The organism is Luteibacter sp. OK325, assembly GCF_003050935.1.
Lineage (GTDB): Bacteria > Pseudomonadota > Gammaproteobacteria > Xanthomonadales > Rhodanobacteraceae > Luteibacter.
This window is the reverse complement of the sequence record NZ_QAOX01000011.1, coordinates 48,999-64,327: the sequence shown is the minus strand read 5'-3', so window position 1 is coordinate 64,327 and position 15,329 is coordinate 48,999. Positions and strand designations below refer to the sequence as shown.

At 65.3% G+C, this 15,329-nt stretch carries 14 protein-coding genes; 7 read left to right on the top strand and 7 right to left on the bottom strand.

Annotated features, from left to right (window positions below; genetic code table 11):
* The first annotated feature begins 15 nt into the window (after positions 1 to 15).
* The 3 genes from C8J98_RS19425 to C8J98_RS19415 are packed head-to-tail and all read left to right on the top strand — an operon-like array spanning position 16 to position 2,513.
* On the top strand, positions 16 to 756 hold the full coding sequence (locus C8J98_RS19425; protein ID WP_107915147.1) for an SDR family oxidoreductase: 741 nt from the start codon (positions 16 to 18) through the stop codon (positions 754 to 756).
* 9 nt (positions 757 to 765) lie between these two features.
* Positions 766 to 1,686 carry a 2-dehydro-3-deoxygalactonokinase gene (locus tag C8J98_RS19420; protein ID WP_107915145.1) on the top strand — a complete coding sequence of 307 codons (921 nt, stop codon included), beginning with the start codon at positions 766 to 768 and terminating at the stop codon, positions 1,684 to 1,686.
* Positions 1,683 to 2,513, top strand: coding sequence for an SMP-30/gluconolactonase/LRE family protein (locus C8J98_RS19415; RefSeq protein ID WP_107915143.1), 831 nt, complete (start codon positions 1,683 to 1,685; stop codon positions 2,511 to 2,513). Before C8J98_RS19420 ends, C8J98_RS19415 begins: the two co-directional genes overlap by 4 nt.
* Positions 2,514 to 2,519: 6 nt before the next feature.
* Here the strand turns inward: C8J98_RS19415 and C8J98_RS19410 are convergent, their stop codons facing one another.
* From C8J98_RS19410 to C8J98_RS19400, 3 genes are all read right to left on the bottom strand, one after another.
* Complete coding sequence (locus C8J98_RS19410; RefSeq protein ID WP_107915141.1) at positions 2,520 to 3,755, bottom strand: FtsX-like permease family protein; 1,236 nt, start codon at positions 3,753 to 3,755, stop codon at positions 2,520 to 2,522.
* A 13-nt stretch (positions 3,756 to 3,768) separates the two neighbouring features.
* Positions 3,769 to 5,076: an ABC transporter permease gene (locus tag C8J98_RS19405; protein WP_107915139.1), complete on the bottom strand. Its 1,308-nt coding sequence runs from the start codon at positions 5,074 to 5,076 to the stop codon at positions 3,769 to 3,771.
* A gap of 154 nt (positions 5,077 to 5,230) precedes the next feature.
* The gene (locus C8J98_RS19400; RefSeq protein ID WP_107915137.1) at positions 5,231 to 6,292 is read right to left on the bottom strand and encodes an SDR family oxidoreductase; all 1,062 of its coding nucleotides are present in this window, start codon (positions 6,290 to 6,292) and stop codon (positions 5,231 to 5,233) included.
* 166 nt (positions 6,293 to 6,458) lie between these two features.
* Between C8J98_RS19400 and C8J98_RS19395 the strand changes: the two genes are divergently transcribed.
* Together C8J98_RS19395 and C8J98_RS19390 are read left to right on the top strand one after the other, a co-directional pair.
* On the top strand, positions 6,459 to 6,947 hold the full coding sequence (locus C8J98_RS19395; protein WP_107915135.1) for a dihydrofolate reductase: 489 nt from the start codon (positions 6,459 to 6,461) through the stop codon (positions 6,945 to 6,947).
* The gene (locus C8J98_RS19390) at positions 6,947 to 7,879 is read left to right on the top strand and encodes a Nudix family hydrolase (RefSeq protein ID WP_107915133.1); all 933 of its coding nucleotides are present in this window, start codon (positions 6,947 to 6,949) and stop codon (positions 7,877 to 7,879) included. Before C8J98_RS19395 ends, C8J98_RS19390 begins: the two co-directional genes overlap by 1 nt.
* A gap of 187 nt (positions 7,880 to 8,066) precedes the next feature.
* Here the strand turns inward: C8J98_RS19390 and C8J98_RS19385 are convergent, their stop codons facing one another.
* The 4 genes from C8J98_RS19385 to uvrA form a co-directional block, all read right to left on the bottom strand.
* Positions 8,067 to 8,822 carry an enoyl-CoA hydratase/isomerase family protein gene (locus C8J98_RS19385; protein ID WP_107915131.1) on the bottom strand — a complete coding sequence of 252 codons (756 nt, stop codon included), beginning with the start codon at positions 8,820 to 8,822 and terminating at the stop codon, positions 8,067 to 8,069.
* 82 nt (positions 8,823 to 8,904) lie between these two features.
* Entirely contained in the window at positions 8,905 to 10,374 is a 1,470-nt protein-coding gene (locus C8J98_RS19380; RefSeq protein ID WP_107915129.1) for a DUF4139 domain-containing protein, read from the bottom strand.
* Between the two features lie 183 nt (positions 10,375 to 10,557).
* Positions 10,558 to 10,992, bottom strand: coding sequence for a thioesterase family protein (locus C8J98_RS19375; RefSeq protein WP_107915127.1), 435 nt, complete (start codon positions 10,990 to 10,992; stop codon positions 10,558 to 10,560).
* On the bottom strand, positions 10,989 to 13,964 hold the full coding sequence (gene uvrA, locus C8J98_RS19370) for an excinuclease ABC subunit UvrA (protein WP_107915125.1): 2,976 nt from the start codon (positions 13,962 to 13,964) through the stop codon (positions 10,989 to 10,991). Before uvrA ends, C8J98_RS19375 begins: the two co-directional genes overlap by 4 nt.
* Positions 13,965 to 14,166: 202 nt before the next feature.
* Between uvrA and C8J98_RS19365 the strand changes: the two genes are divergently transcribed.
* Both C8J98_RS19365 and rplU read left to right on the top strand, forming a co-directional pair.
* Complete coding sequence (locus C8J98_RS19365) at positions 14,167 to 14,703, top strand: DUF2059 domain-containing protein (RefSeq protein WP_107915123.1); 537 nt, start codon at positions 14,167 to 14,169, stop codon at positions 14,701 to 14,703.
* A 302-nt stretch (positions 14,704 to 15,005) separates the two neighbouring features.
* Positions 15,006 to 15,320 carry a 50S ribosomal protein L21 gene (rplU, locus tag C8J98_RS19360; protein WP_107915121.1) on the top strand — a complete coding sequence of 105 codons (315 nt, stop codon included), beginning with the start codon at positions 15,006 to 15,008 and terminating at the stop codon, positions 15,318 to 15,320.
* The last annotated feature ends 9 nt before the right edge of the window (positions 15,321 to 15,329 follow it).

The window sequence follows — 15,329 nt, the reverse complement described above, 5'->3', positions numbered from 1 at the left end:
CAGGGGAGAGGGCGGTTGAGAACACAGACACTGGCGGGACGCGCGGCGATCGTCACGGGGGCAGCGAGCGGCATCGGCGCGGCAGTGGCGCGTCGGTTGCGCGACGAAGGGGCATCGGTCACGGGCTTCGACCTGAACGCATCGCCGAACGTGGCGCGGTCGATCGAAGTGGACCTGCGCAACGATGCGGCGGTGAGCGATGCCGTTGCCCTCGCCGCCGCTGCGCATGGACCGGCGACCATCCTGGTGCATTGCGCCGGGATCAGTCCGCCGGGTTCGATCCTCGAGTCCGGCGACGCGCTGTTCATGGAGACCTATGACGTCAACGTGCTATCTGCCGTGCGGCTGCTTCGTCACTGCGTGCCAGCCATGCGCGACGCAGGCGGCGGTTCGGTCGTGCTGACCTCGTCGATCAACGCGAGCTTCGCCACACCGACCCTGGCAGCCTACGCGGCGAGCAAGGCGGCAATCGAGTCGCTGGTTCGCACGGCAGCGCTCGAGTTCGCACCTTGGCAGGTGCGCGTCAATGGCATGGCGCCCGCTTCGGTCGACACACCCATGATGCAGGCCTCCTTCGCTCTGGACCGTGATCCGGATGCCGCGCGCCAACGCAACATAGGCCGCCATCCGCTGGGACGACTCGGCACCGCCGACGATGTCGCTGAACTCGCCCTTTTCCTTGCCGGCGACGGCAGTGCCTGGCTTACCGGCGGCATTTTTCCGATTGACGGCGGCGCGTCGGTGACGCGCCGCTGAGGGGACACGATGGGACGCGATTTCATAGCGATCAACTGGGGCAGTTCCAACTTTCGCGCTTATCTTATCGACCACACGGGTGTTCTGCGGGATGCCTTCGCCGAACCCGCGGGCATCGGCTCGCTCGACCGCGACGGCATGGCCGCGCAGATCGAGCGGATGGTACAGCGCTGGCCGGATGCGCAGCCGATCTATGCCTGCGGCATGGTTGGCTCGAACGTCGGCTGGGAGGAGGTGGCTTATGCGGAATGCCCGATCGGACTCGACGGACTGACGGCGAACCTGCACGCGACACACATCGCGGGGCGCCTTATGTACATCGTGCCCGGGCTGGCGTGTCGCCGTGAGCGCGACGGCGCGCCCGACATCATGCGCGGCGAGGAGACCGAACTCTTCGGCCTCATGCGAGCGGGGAGGTTACCGCGCGATGGCATCGTCGCGCTCCCTGGCACGCACAGCAAATGGGTGCGCATGGCCGGTGGTCGCGTCATGGAGTTCATGACCGCGATGTCCGGTGAGATATTCGACCGGCTGACGGCGGCCGGCATGCTCGCGTCGATCGTCGCTGCGCCGGCGGTGGCTGGCGCGGCGTTCACATCCGGCACGAGGGCAGGTGCCGATCGCGCGCTGGGACTGGGAACGCAGTTGTTTGGTGTCAGGGCGAAGGTGATTCGCAAAGACCTGACACGGGAGGACGCCGCTTCCTACCTGCGTGGCCTGCTGATCGGTGCGGAGATCGCAGACGCCCGGATGCTCTACCCGATGGATGATGGGCAGGTCGTCACGCTGGTCGGTGCAGCACCGGTCTGTGCCTTGTATGCGGAGGCGTTAGCCGGACTGAACCTACGTGCGGTGGTCGTGGATGCGGGCGACGCATCGGCGCAGGGTTTTGCCGCCATCCACTCGGAGAACGGGGGTGCTTCGGCATGAGCAGGCGTGAAGTGACCCTGATCGCCCAGCCGCATGCACTGGTAGGTGAAGCGGTGCGCATGGACGGAGACGACGTGCTCTGGGTCGACCCGCCGAACCGTCGTCTGCTGCGCTGGTACGCGTCAGAGGGAATCGTTCGGGACATCGTCTTGTCCATGCCGATCTGGTCGCTGGCGCAGCGGCCCGATGGATCCTGGGTCGGTGCGGGTGAGGATGGGTTCTGCCTCATCGACGTGCGTACCGGTGCCCTCTCGGCCATGACGCGTGCGCCATTGGCGGCAGGTTGTCGACTCAACGATATGGTCGTCGATGCCGAAGGCGGCCTGTGGGCAGGCTCGATGCATCGCGGTTTGCTGACCGGAAAGGGTGCGCTCTATTACGCGGCCGATGTCGACGCCCCGGTGGTGCAGGTTGCCGATGGTCTCGGCGTGGCCAATGGCATGGCGTTCGCCGATGGCGGCGCGTCACTCCTGGTGATCGACACGCTTGGCCGCACTTTGCTTTCTTATCCTCGCCCCGGCAAAGACCTGGCGCTGGACGAACCACGGGTAGTCACCGACTTCCTTGGCGCACCCGGCAAGCCCGATGGCATGGCGATCGATCCTGACGGCTCGGTGTGGGTCGCCATGTGGGGCGGCGGATGCATCGTGCGACTTGCCGCGAACGGTGCCGTGGACGAGCTTGTGTCGATTCCCGCCCCGCATGTCGGCAGCCTGTGCTTCAACCGGCAGGGCGGGGCGTACGTTTCAACCTCGCGAGCGCGACTGTCCGACGCGGTGTTGCAGGCCAGTCCGGGTGCCGGTGGGCTGTTCTGCGTTCGCCGCTGAAGTGACTCAGATCGTCCGCGTTGCTTCCACGGGCGGTACGCGTGACGCGCGCCGGGCAGGCGACAGCACAGCGAGTTGCCCGAGCAACAACAGGATCAACATGCCGCCGCCGACGTAGAGCAGCGAGAGCCGCGAGGTCTCGAAGGCCTTCATCATCCAGGCGTTGAGCGCGAACGCCAGCACGACGCCGGCAAGACCTCCCGCGAGGCTGATGAGCCCGTTCTCGGTGAGGAAATACACGAGGATATCGCGCCGGGTCGCGCCCAAGGCACGGCGAATGCCGATCTGTCGGCGCCTCTGGCCCACCCAGAAACTGGTCAGTCCCACGATGCCGGCGGCGGTAACGACGAGCAGGGTCACGCAGATGCCGGCGAGCATCCAGGCCAGACCGCGGTCGCTACGATAGGCCATGTCGCGCACCTCGCTGAAAGCGAGCACGCCATGCGGTGCCGGAATCACGCGGCGCGTGCTCAGCGCCTTCAGCGCATCGGGAACGTTATGCAAGAGTGCAGGCAGCCGGCCCGGTTGCGCACGTATGACGAAGAACGCGCCACTGCCGGTGAGACGCATCGGTACGAAGATCGAATCATTCCAGTAGATGTCATCTGAGCTATCGGTTTGCGGTGTCTGCACGTGTTCGACGATACCGACGATCGTGCTCGGGCGTGCATCACGGTTGCCGATATAAAACGCCTTGCCGAGTGCATGGCCGTCGGGGAAGGCACGCCGGGCCAGGGCGCGCGTAATGATGATCGACGGGGTGTCGGGACTGCCGTTCGGCACGAGGGCGCCGATCTCGTCGGAACGAAAGTTGCGGCCTTCGGTGACCTTGACCCCGAGGGTATTCAGCGCGTGGTCGTCGACGAAGTAGATCGACGCGCCTTCGCTGACGTAGTGCTGGCTGGTCGGGTCGAGCCGCACGCCGCTCTGCCAGGCTCCTCCCATCAACGGAAACGCGTTTGTCGCGTAGGCATCCGCAACGCCGGGCAGCGCGCGCAGCATGGCGACATCGGCGGCCTGGCGCGCCGGCAGTTCGGCGGCGGGAGCGACCCACTTGTTGTTCACCACCATCAGCTCGCTCTCGGCGACACCGGTGTCGCGCGACAGGCGTTGCAGCCGATGCTCGATGACGAACAATGCATTGCAGACCACGGCGAGCGTGAGCGCCACCTGCAGTGCGATGAGAAGGGCGCCCGACTTGTGATAGCGGAGGGCGGCAAGAATGGGACGGAAAGGTGGCATAGGGAGCTCCGGGTCAGCTGGCTTTGAGCTGCCATGCCGGCTGCACCCGTGAGGCGCGCCAGGTGGGATAGAAGGCCGCGACCAACGTGCTGGCCAGGGCGACGAGGACAGTAAGGCTAAGCAGGGGCAGGCTCATGTGGACGAGGTTGGCAATCGCCGGATCGAACACGGCACCGATGCACAAGGTCCCCAGCGCCGTAAGAATGACCCCGAGCAGGCCACCAGCGAGTCCGACGGAGGCCGCCTCGAGCAGGAACTGCGCATAGATGGCGCCACGCGATGCACCGAGCGCCCGCCGTATGGCGATCTCCGGCGCACGGCGCATGAACTTGGCCAGCAGCAAGCCGATGACGTTGACCAGGCAGATGACGAGGAAGGCGGCGGAGACCAATACGCTCATGCGGGCTTCCGCCGGTACGACCTTGCGAAAGTCCAGCCATTCCATCACGTTGCGCAGCCGTACGTTCGGTGCCCACGAAAAGCGACCGCTTCGGGTCTGTTCGGCCGAGTAGTCGTGCAGGAACTGCCGGTACGCCGTCGCGCTCGCGGCATCGGGAAGCTCTGCCCAGAAACTGACGAAGATGCATTCGGAATGGACGAAATTGTCCCAGCCTGGCTTCGAAGGACGGTTGCATACGTTGCCGCCGGAGGGCTCGCGACCGTCGGCGATGGCACGAGCGAATGGCATGTAGATCTCGCCGAGATCGCCGAAGCCTTTCTGCCGCGTGTCGAGATCGAAGAAACGTGGACGGCTATCCCAGCGATCGGTGACGCCGACGATACGAAAGCGTGTGCCCTCGAGGTCGATCTCGCGTCCTACGCTGTTCGCACCACCAAACATGCGGTCGTTAAGGTTCTTGCCGATGACCACTACTCTCGCGCTACCCGCATCGTCGGCCGCCGACCAGGGAGCGCCGAAAAGGAACGGTACGTCGAACATGGGGAACATGTCGGCCTGCACGGCATAACCACGTGCGGGCGAGGCCATCGTGTTGGGATCGTCCGGAACGATCGACACAGCGATCGGATAGAGCGGCGTCTGCCGCTTCGCCTTGTGTGCATTGACCAGCGCCGTCGCATCGCGCCAGGTCAGCCACGGCAACGGATCGCCGTCGCTGCCCTCCGGGCCATAGTTGTCGATCTGCGCGATGAACAGCTGCGACGACTTTTCCGGGATGGGATCACCCGAGGTCACGCGGAACACGGCATAGCTCGTCATCGACGCCGCGACGCCCACGGCGATCACCAGCACCATCAACAGCGTGAGGACCGGATTGCGCCTGAGGCTGCGGAGCCCGAGTTGCACGTAGTAACCGAACATCGTTGGCGATCCCTGTGGTGTCTTCCTCAGGGTAGCTTTGCAAGGTGCATGCCATAGGCTTCGCGGCGCCGCGCGGTCCTCGCCCCCGCCGGCGGCCTGTCCGCGGACAAACGTCCGGCGGACAGGCGGACGTGGGCCCTGCCGGCGGGTCGGGTCAGGGAATCAGGCGCTCCGCGCGCAGGCGCTCGAAGGCGTCGAAGAAGGCGTGGTCGGTGGGCTGGTAGTCAAGGAAGCCGAGGCGGCGGCTCTTCGACATGTCGGTGACGACTTCGATGGGACGGCCCAGGTCGGCGTCGCTGTGCCACGCCGAAACAAGGCGATGCATGTCCGCTTCAACCAGGCCATGGCGTGTTGCCAAATGCCGCCATACGTCGGCATCGTCGGCCATCTGCTGTTCGAGGGGGAAGACCTCGCCATCAAAGGGTGCGGCTTCCAGGCCAAACCACGACGCGATGCGCGACCACATCCAGCTCCAGCGGAAGACGTCACCATCCACGACGTTGAAGGCTTCGTTGGCGGCTGCCGGCGTCGTGGACGCCCAGACCAGGTGACGAGCCAGCTGGCGCGCGTCAGTCATGTCGGTAAGGCTCTGCCACTGCGCAGCCGAGCCGGGAAAGCGGAATGGCCGGCCGGTGGCTTTGCAGATGGAGGCATAGACGGCGAGCGTCGTCGCCATGTTCATGGCGTTGCCCACCGCCACGCCGATGACGGTATGCGGGCGATGCACGCTCCAGTTGAAGCCATCGCGCGCGGCGGCGGCGAACACCTCGTCTTCCTGCGCGTAGTAGAAGTTGTCGACATCGAGGCGGCCCTGCTCCTCGCGGAACGGTGTCTCGGGCAGCACGCCCTTGCCATACGCTTCGAAAGGCCCGAGGTAGTGCTTCAGGCCGGTGACCAGGGCGACGTGGCGAACGCTGCCGGCCGGGCGCACGCCGTCGAGGAGGTTACGGACCATGGCGGCGTTGACGCGGATGTTCTCGCGTTCGTTCGCCTGCCGCGACCACGTGGAGATGAAGACGTGGGTCGGCGCGAGGTCGGCAAGCGCCACGCGAGTGGCCTCGGCGTCGGTGAGGTCGGCGGCGACGGGCCGGACGGCGGTCTGCGTGCCAGGCCGGCGGGCAAGGGCGGCCACCGGCCAGCCGTCTTCGACAAGCCTTTCGGAGAGTGCACTGCCGATGATGCCGCTGGCTCCGACGATAAGGGCTTTGTCGTTCATGGGGAGCTCGGGAGGGAAGGCCCTGTAACCATGGAGCCTCCTTGCGGCCGTTCCAACCGTGGGAATCAAACAGGCGTTAGTTTCTTCATCACACGCGGAGGACTACTATCCGGTCCGCAAGGGCCGCCGTGTGCGCCCGTTCCACCTCCCATTCGAAGGAAGCTACATGTCCGTTCACCTGGTTGCCGCGCTCGACGAAAACTTTGCCATCGGCAAGCAGGGAGGCCTGCCCTGGCACCTCCCCGAAGACCTGCGCCACTTCAAGCGACTGACCACGGACAAGTCCGTGCTGATGGGGCGCAAGACCGCCGAGTCGATCGGCAAGCCCCTCCCGGACCGCGTGAACTACGTGCTTTCGCGCAAGGGCGAGGCGCCGTATCCGGGCCAGATCACCGTGCGCTCGGTGGCCGAGGCGCTGGCAAGCTGCAACTACGCGGGCCTCATGGTCATCGGCGGCGGCGAAGTATTCCGCGAGGCGCTGCCGATGGCGCGCACGCTGTACCTGACCTGGGTCTACGCCGCGGTCGACGGGGCCGACGTGTTCTTCCCGGGTATCGATTTCAAGGAATGGGCCGAGGTGTCGCGCGTTCGTCACGCGAAAGACAAGGAACACGCCCACGCCTTCGACATGGTCGAATACGTCCGGAACGTCTGATGCATGTCGTTGCCGGCGTCCTCGTCGACGGCGCCGGACGAATCCTCATCGCGCAGCGACCGCCAGGTAAGCACCTGGCGGGCATGTGGGAGTTCCCTGGTGGCAAGCTGGAGCAGGGAGAGACGCCGCTGATGGCGCTGGAGCGTGAGCTCGACGAGGAGCTCGGCATTGCTGTCGATCCGCTCTCGTTCGAAGCGCTCGTGCGCATCCCGTGGAACTACGGCGAGCGCAAGATGTTGCTGGAGGCGATCCTCGTGCGCGCATGGACGGGCGAGCCCAAGGCGCTCGATGCCGCCGAGATCCGCTGGCTCGATCCGTGCGATATCGACCCCGCCTTGCTTGCGCCCGCGGACCGCCCGATCCTCGCCGCGACACGGCTGCCAGGGCACTACCCGATCACCCCGGCCGATGTGTCGCCTGATGACGCCGTGGCTTTGCTGACGAGCGCGCTGGCGCGTGGGGAGCGGTTGCTGCAGTTACGTCTGCCCGGAGTGCCGGTAGATGACGTGCACGCCGTGGTAACGCGTGTACTGCCGGAGCTGCGTGCGCTCGGCGCGACCTTGATGCTCAACCGGGATATCGAGTCAGCACGTGCGTTTGGCGAAGGCGTAGGCGTCCATCTGGCCGCGTCGCAACTTCATGTGCTGGAGGGCAGGCCGCTACCGCTGTCACAAATGGTTGCCGCGTCGTGTCACGATGCGGCCGAACTGGCGCTTGCTTCGGCACTGGGCTGCGATTTCGCCACGCTGTCGCCGGTGCACGCCACAGCGAGCCACCCGGGCGCCGAACCCCTCGGCTGGCCGCGCTTCGCGCAACTGGCCGAGGCGGCTTCTTTGCCGGTGTATGCGTTGGGTGGGTTGGGCCCGGACGATGCGATGGATGCGCGGTTGCATGCGGCGCAGGGCGTCGCGGGGATTCGCGGGTTTCTGTAGGTCCAGGAGCATCGCCGCTGAAGCGGCTCCCACATGTGGCTCCCAGATGTGGCTCCCACATGTGGCTCCCAGATGTGGATCCCACATATGGATCCCAGATGTGGATCCCACCTGTGGCTCCCACCTAGGTGCCTAAGCGGGCTTTCTGTGGGAGCCGATTCATCGGCGATGGATCGCGAAGCGATCCTTATTTCGACTTCAGCCGAGCCACCAACGCCCTCAACACCCCCTGCGTTTCATCCGCAAAGAAATCGTCGATAAACCCCGGGTCCAACAGGTCGGTCGTATCGCCCCACACCGCAACCAGGTCGGCACGTGCGATGGCGCGCGTGCGCAGCATCGCCTTCGGCGGTAACTTGAGCATGTCGGTCATCCACATCACGGCGCGCTGTACCACCTGCTCGACCGTGGCGAGTTCGTCGACCAGGCCGATGGCATGAGCCTGCTCGGCATCGACCATGGCGCCGGCCACGACCAGGCGCTCCGCACGGTAATTGCCGACGATACGACGCATGGCGAACTGGATGGGCTCGGGCACCGACAGGCCCACCTGCACTTCGTTGAGGCCGATCTTGTACGGGCCGTGCGCCATGATCCGGTAGTCGCAGAACAACGCGACCACGGCGCCGCCCGCCGGGCTGTGCCCGGTGATCGCGGCGACGGTAGGGATGCTCGACGCGGCGAGCGCGCCGCACAAGGCGAAGAATTCGTTCCAGAATTCCTGCACGCCCGCGCGATCGCGCTGGATCAGTGCCGGTACGTCCACGCCCGCGGAGAACATGCCCTGCGCACCGGAAAGGACGATGCCACGCGCGCCGTTGGAAGGTGCCTCGACGATGGCTTCGCGAAGGGCGCGCACCAGGTTGATATCGAACGCGTTGACTGGCGCGCGCGCCATGCGGATCTCATGGATGCCGCCGTCGTGTGGAAGGATGTCGAGCATGGGCGCGTGTCCGTCGGTGATGTTGGGCAATTATGACCGTGCAGCGCGGCAAGGGCATGCCGCACTGCGGTCACGGAACGTCTTACGGATGCGGCAGGTCCGCGTCCGCCCAGGTGTAACGCAGCGCGTAATCGAGGATCACCGAACCGTTGGCCGGAACCTCCACCTGGAACTCCAGCAGCTCCGGCGTCGACTTCGTCGGCTTGATCGACGAGGACGTCACGGTCCAGGCACGCCAACGACTCGGATGCTCGCGCACCGTGATCGTGCGCTTCGTGTCACCGGCGTTGGTCAGGGTCAGGCGCGTGCCTTCGTCCATGCGATGCGAGGCCGCGTCTGCACTGAAAGCGGTCTGCTCGCGTGTCGCCGTGAGGTCGAACGCGTTGCCGAGGGACACCGTCGCGTCCTTGCCCTTCGGTGTGTCATCGAGGCGGCCTTCGCCGAGCAGCTCGGCATTGCCGTCGCGATCGGTGGTCAGCACGCGCAGGTAGCCCGCTGGCAAGGCGTCGAAGGCCTTGAAGCGCAGGTTCGAGACGATCTGCGTGGTCGGCGGCATGCCGATGTCGCGCTCCAGGCGCGGCTGGTTACCGTAGTAGCGCGTGTTGGTGTCGTAGACGGCCTCGCGCTCGCAATCCAGCGTGCGGCTGTCGTAAAGCGGCGTTTGCGTCACGCTTCCATCGGGCAGGTCGACCGCCGCTGGCAGGCTGTAGGTACGCAGGTCGCCGAGAGTGGCCTGGCGCGGTCCCGTCGAAGCGACGTCCATGGCCATCGGTGCGGGCGCGGCCCGGTACATGAACATCTTGTCCCGCGTCGGCGGCGCCTTGGCACGCTGCGCGTCGCCGGCGACGAGCTTCAGCGAGACCTCCTTCCAGTCGCGACCGCTGCGGTTGGCGATGCTGGCGGAGGCGTCGAAGTTCATCTTGCAGGTGGTGCCAGGGGCGATTGTCGCCACATAGGCACCGCGCCAGCCAAGGCCGGAGGTGGGGTAGTCGAGCTGTGCGGTGGTGTTGCCTGCGCTGCCGCCAGTCACCCGCACCTGCAGGGTGGAGCCCCGGGCGAAGTCGGTGGCGTCTGCCGCGCGCAATGCCGCGTAGCTCTTGATCAGGCTGGCCTGGCCGCTGGCTTCACGAATCACCAGGGTGTCGCCGCCGCGCACCAGCATGCCGCTGGCAATGGGTTGGCCCGTTGTACCGATGGCGGTCACGTTGTGACCGACCAGTCCGGCCACGGCACCGTCAAAACCCTGGCCGAGCAGGAGGCGCTGGGAAACCACCCGCGTGCCCTTGCCGGGAAAGCGCAGGGAAAGCGCTTCGCTGTCCAGGGCAGAAGGGAGGCCATCGATGGAGAGATCCTGTGCGCCGCCCTTCAGGTCGAAGCTGCGGCGTTCATGGACCACGGCATAACCATCACCCGACACGGCCTCGCCATTGGTGGCGAAGAGCTGGTCGCCCTCGGCACGGTAGAGGGTGAGCGCGGTGCGCTCGTCGGTGGCGGCAAAGGCCGGCAGCGCGATGGCGCCGGCGATCGCGAGAACAAGCAGACGACGCGACATAGGTATCTCTCTCCGTATGATCCTGCGAGATCATACCGGGGAGAAATGAATGGAGTGGAATCAGGTCATGTGGGAGCCGCTTCAGTGGCGAAAAGCCAATGGAACGGTTTGGCCTGAGGGTCCATCGCCGGCATAGCCGGCTCCCACAAGGAGCCAGGCATGCCTGGAAGGTTCAGAAAAGCCTCAGGCGTCCTGGGCTTCCGCCACGGCGTCACGGATCGCCTGCGGCAGGGCGACCGGCCGGCCGGTCTTCGTGTTGATCCAGACCATGGTGACGCTGCCGTCCGCGTGGATCTTCGTCGCGTCGTCGGAGTCGACGATGCGGTGGCCGACGGTCATCGAGCTGGTGCCAAGGCGATTGACGAACAGCTCGATCTGGATGTCCGCCGGCCATTCGATCGGCAGGCGGTAGTTGATCTCGCTATGCGCCATCACCGGCGCGCCTTCCTCGCTGTACCACTTGCCAGGCAGCGTTTGCAGCCATTTCAGGCGTGCTTCCTGCAGATAAACCAGGTAATTGGCGTTGTTGACGTGGTTGTAGGCGTCCATGTCCTGCCAACGGACGTCCATCGGCGTAATGAACAGGGGGAACGGCGTGTTCGAAGCGTCGGTGCTCATGCGGTTCTTTTCTTCTTCGCGGCCGGAGCCGTCTTCGCGATGGATTTAGTGGTTGCCGTTTTCTTTGCCGGCGCCGGGGCTTTCGCTGGTGCCTTGGCCGAAGGCTTCGCAGCCGCCTTCGCGCCGCTTTTCGCCGCCGGCGTGGCAATCGGCACCAGGTGCGACTTCAGGAAGCGACCGGTATGCGACGCCTTCGTCGCCGCCACCGTTTCCGGCGTGCCACTGACCAGGATACGCCCGCCGCCGGAACCGCCCTCCGGGCCGAGATCGATCAGCCAGTCGGCTGTCTTGATCACATCGAGGTTGTGCTCGATGACGACGACCGTGTTGCCGTGCTCGACCAGCTTGTGCAGCACCTCGAGCAGCTGCTCGATATCGTGGAAGTGCAGGCCTGTCGTCGGCTCGTCGAGGATGTAGAGCGTGCTGCCCGTGTCGCGCTTGGACAGCTCCTTCGACAGCTTCACGCGCTGCGCCTCGCCACCGGAAAGGGTGGTCGCGCTCTGCCCGAGCTTGATGTAATCCAGGCCCACGGCGCGCAGGGTTTCCAGCTTGCGGGCGATGACCGGCACCGGTTCGAACAGCTTGAACGCGTCTTCCACCGTCATATCGAGCACGTCGGCGATGGTGTGGCCCTTGTAGAGCACTTCGAGCGTTTCGCGGTTGTAGCGCTTGCCGTGGCAGACATCGCAGGGCACGTACACGTCCGGCAGGAAGTGCATTTCCACCTTGATCATGCCGTCGCCTTCGCAGGCTTCGCAGCGGCCGCCGCGCACATTGAAGCTGAAGCGGCCGGCCGAGTACCCACGCTGGCGCGACTCCGGCACCTGCGCGTACAACTCGCGCAAGGGCGTGAACAGGCCAGTGTATGTGGCCGGGTTGGAACGCGGCGTGCGGCCGATCGGCGACTGGTCGATGTCGACCACCTTGTCGAAAAGCTCGAGGCCTTCGATCGACTCATACGGTGCCGGTTGTTCGCCCGCACCGTTGAGCTCCATCGCGGCAAGGCGATAGAAGGTGTCGTTGATCAGCGTGGACTTGCCCGAGCCGGACACGCCCGTGACACAGGTGAAGGTGCCGACCGGAATGCGGACGTCGACGTCCTTGAGGTTGTTGCCCGTGGCACCCTTGAGCTCGATCCACTGGTCGTCGCGCGGCTGGCGGCGCTTTGTCGGCACGCGGATGCCGCGCTCGCCGGTCAGGTACTTCGCCGTCACCGAGCGCGGCGAGGCGAGGATGTCTTCCAGCGAACCTTCACCGACGATCTCGCCGCCATGCACGCCCGCGCCGGGGCCGATGTCGAGGATATGGTCGGCCGCGCGGATCGCGTCCTCGTCGTGCTCGACCACGATCACGGTGTTGCCCAGGTCGCGCAGGCGGGTGAGGGTGCCGAGCAGGCGTTCATTGTCGCGCTGATGCAGGCCGATGGACGGTTCGTCGAGCACGTACATCACGCCGACAAGGCCCGCACCGATCTGGCTGGCCAGACGGATGCGCTGGGCCTCGCCGCCAGACAGGGAGTCCGCCTGGCGATCGAGCGTGAGGTAGTTCAGGCCCACATCGTTGAGGAAGGTCAGGCGCTCGCGGATTTCCTTGACGATCTTCACCGCAATCTCGCCACGCCAGCCCGGCAGCTTCAGGCTTTCGAAAAAGCCCAGGGCGTTGTCGATCGCCAGGGAGGTGAGTTCGGGAATCGCGCGGTCAGCGACGAACACGTTCCGCGCCGACGGATTCAGGCGCTGGCCGCCGCAGTCCGGGCAGGGGTGGTCCGCGATGTAACGCGAGAGTTCTTCGCGGACGGCAGCCGACTCGGTTTCGCGGTAGCGACGTTCGAGGTTGGGCAGGATGCCTTCGAACTTGTGCTCACGGGTGACCTTGCCGCCACGGTCGGTGATGTAGCGGAACGGAATCACGTCCTTGCCCGAGCCGTTGAGCACGGCGTTCTGCATCGTCTTCGTCAGCTCGCGCCACGGGGTCTCCGGATCGAACCCGTAGTACTTCGCCAGCGAGATGATCAGCTGGAAATAGTGCGCGTTACGACGGTCCCAGCCGCGGATGGCGCCGCCGGCAAGGCTGAGCTCGGGATGGCCGACCACGCGCGATGGATCGAACACCTGGGTGACGCCCAGACCGTCGCAGGTCGGGCAGGCGCCGACCGGGGAATTGAACGAGAACAGACGCGGCTCGAGCTCCGGCAGCGAGTAATCGCACATCGGGCAGGAAAACCGTGAGGAGAACAGCTGCTCTGCGGCCTTTGCATCGTCCATGTCGACCAGGATGACGATGCCTTCGCCGAGGCGCAGGGCGGTCTCAAAGGACTCAGCCAGGCGCTGCTTGATGTCCTCACGCGGACGGAAGCGGTCGATCACCGCCTCGATGGTGTGCTTCTGGCGCAGGGTCAGCGGCGGCACGGCGTCCAGGTCATATACCTCGCCGTCCACGCGGGCACGGACGAAGCCCTGCGCGCGCAGCTGCTCGAACACCTGTACGTGCTCACCCTTGCGCTCGCGGATGACCGGCGCCAGGAGCATCCAGCGTTTGTCGGCGTCCAGCGCCATGGCGGTGTCGACCATCTGGCTGACGGTCTGCGCCTCGAGCGCGATGCCGTGGGTCGGGCAGCGGGGCGTGCCGACTCGCGCGTAGAGCAGGCGCAGGTAGTCGTACACCTCGGTGATCGTACCGACGGTGGACCGGGGATTATGGGAAGTCGACTTCTGCTCGATCGAGATGGCCGGCGAAAGGCCTTCGATCGTGTCCACGTCCGGTTTTTCCATGATCGAGAGGAATTGCCGCGCATAAGCGGACAACGACTCGACATAGCGACGTTGGCCTTCGGCATAAATGGTGTCGAAAGCCAGCGAGGATTTACCGGACCCGGATAGCCCCGTGATCACGATCAGGCGATCGCGGGGCAGGTCGAGGTCGATATTCTTGAGATTGTGCGTGCGGGCGCCGCGGATGCGAATGCTGTCCATGTGCCGACATAAATGGGGGAAGCCCCCGACTATACCAAGGGTTTTCCGCCTTCATTCCGCCTCGACTTGTGACGATTCAGCACAGGTGATTTGCGGGATCGGTACCCGGCCGGGCGGGCGTACCCGTGGGGCGCCGACGCGGCTACCATGGCCGTCACCCCGGGGAGGGGTGTGCCATCCATCCCAAAGAGGAGCGTGACGCATGCGTAAGTGGACAGGGATTGCCGTCGGCCTGGTGCTGGCGGGTTGTACGGGCCAGGCGCTAGCGGCGCAGCCCAGCGAGCAGCAGGTGCGCCAGCTGATGGACGCCGTAGGCATGGGCCGCATGCTCAGCCAGATGAACAGCCAGATGGCGGGCGTCATGCAGAACGCGCTGCCCTGCGTACCCGCCAGCTACTGGCAGGGCTTCGTGGACGCCAATGCCACCAACCAGCTGATCGGCCGCATGGTGCCGGTCTACCAGAAGCATTTCACCGCCGAAGACATCGACGGCCTGCTCAAGTTCTACCGCTCGCCGCTGGGCCAGAAGGTGATCACCCAGATGCCGGCGACCATGGCCGAGGGCATGCAGATCGGCAAGCAGTGGGGCCAGGAGCGCGGCCAGCAGATGATTTCCCAGCTGCAAAGCCAGGGCACCCTGAACCCGCAGGGCCAGTGTCCGGCCACAGGTGCCGCAGCCAAACCCGCCGCTGCGACACCCGTGCCGTCCCCCGCACCCACCCCCTCCAAAAAGAAATAGCCACGCACCGTGTGGGAGCCGCTTCAGCGGCGATGTGGGAGCCGCTTCAGCGGCGATCCCGCGGCAGCGGGCCGGATTGAGGTAGCCCGGCATCGCCGCTGAAGCGGCTCCCACAGAAAGCGGGTTCGGATAACCTGTTGATCTGTATGGAATCGCGATGCATCGATGCCCGGCCGATGGGCTGGCTCCGCTTTCCCTTAACCATCTGATTGACCTTGCCTTTTCCCCTTGGCTATAATTCGCAGTTCGCAACACCCGTAAGACCCTAAAAAGAACTACATAATCAGCAACAGGAAACAACCATGAGCTACGCAGTCATCAAGACCGGTGGCAAGCAGTATCGTGTGATGGCAGGCGAAATCCTGCGCGTCGAACTGCTCACCGCCGAAGTCGATTCCACCGTCCAGTTCGACCAGGTCCTCCTGGTGGGCGAAGGCGAGTCGGTCACCGTTGGCGCCCCCTTGGTCGCCGGTGCAACCGTCAGCGCGAAGATTCGTGCCCACGGTCGCGCGGATAAGATCCGCATCGTCAAGTTCCGTCGTCGTAAGCACTACAAGCGTACGCAGGGACATCGTCAGCATTACACCGAAATCGAGATCACTGGCATCAACGCCTGATCTGCGGAG

Excerpts from the sequence above, each read along its gene's own strand:
- C8J98_RS19420 (WP_107915145.1), top strand. The coding sequence starts at position 766 with ATGGGACGCGATTTCATAGCGATCAACTGGGGCAGTTCCAACTTTCGC.
- C8J98_RS19415 (WP_107915143.1), top strand. The coding sequence starts at position 1,683 with ATGAGCAGGCGTGAAGTGACCCTGATCGCCCAGCCGCATGCACTGGTA.
- C8J98_RS19410 (WP_107915141.1), bottom strand. The coding sequence starts at position 3,755 with ATGCCACCTTTCCGTCCCATTCTTGCCGCCCTCCGCTATCACAAGTCG.
- C8J98_RS19405 (WP_107915139.1), bottom strand. The coding sequence starts at position 5,076 with ATGTTCGGTTACTACGTGCAACTCGGGCTCCGCAGCCTCAGGCGCAAT.
- C8J98_RS19400 (WP_107915137.1), bottom strand. The coding sequence starts at position 6,292 with ATGAACGACAAAGCCCTTATCGTCGGAGCCAGCGGCATCATCGGCAGT.
- C8J98_RS19395 (WP_107915135.1), top strand. The coding sequence starts at position 6,459 with ATGTCCGTTCACCTGGTTGCCGCGCTCGACGAAAACTTTGCCATCGGC.
- C8J98_RS19390 (WP_107915133.1), top strand. The coding sequence starts at position 6,947 with ATGCATGTCGTTGCCGGCGTCCTCGTCGACGGCGCCGGACGAATCCTC.
- C8J98_RS19385 (WP_107915131.1), bottom strand. The coding sequence starts at position 8,822 with ATGCTCGACATCCTTCCACACGACGGCGGCATCCATGAGATCCGCATG.
- C8J98_RS19380 (WP_107915129.1), bottom strand. The coding sequence starts at position 10,374 with ATGTCGCGTCGTCTGCTTGTTCTCGCGATCGCCGGCGCCATCGCGCTG.
- C8J98_RS19375 (WP_107915127.1), bottom strand. The coding sequence starts at position 10,992 with ATGAGCACCGACGCTTCGAACACGCCGTTCCCCCTGTTCATTACGCCG.
- uvrA (WP_107915125.1), bottom strand. The coding sequence starts at position 13,964 with ATGGACAGCATTCGCATCCGCGGCGCCCGCACGCACAATCTCAAGAAT.
- C8J98_RS19365 (WP_107915123.1), top strand. The coding sequence starts at position 14,167 with ATGCGTAAGTGGACAGGGATTGCCGTCGGCCTGGTGCTGGCGGGTTGT.
- rplU (WP_107915121.1), top strand. The coding sequence starts at position 15,006 with ATGAGCTACGCAGTCATCAAGACCGGTGGCAAGCAGTATCGTGTGATG.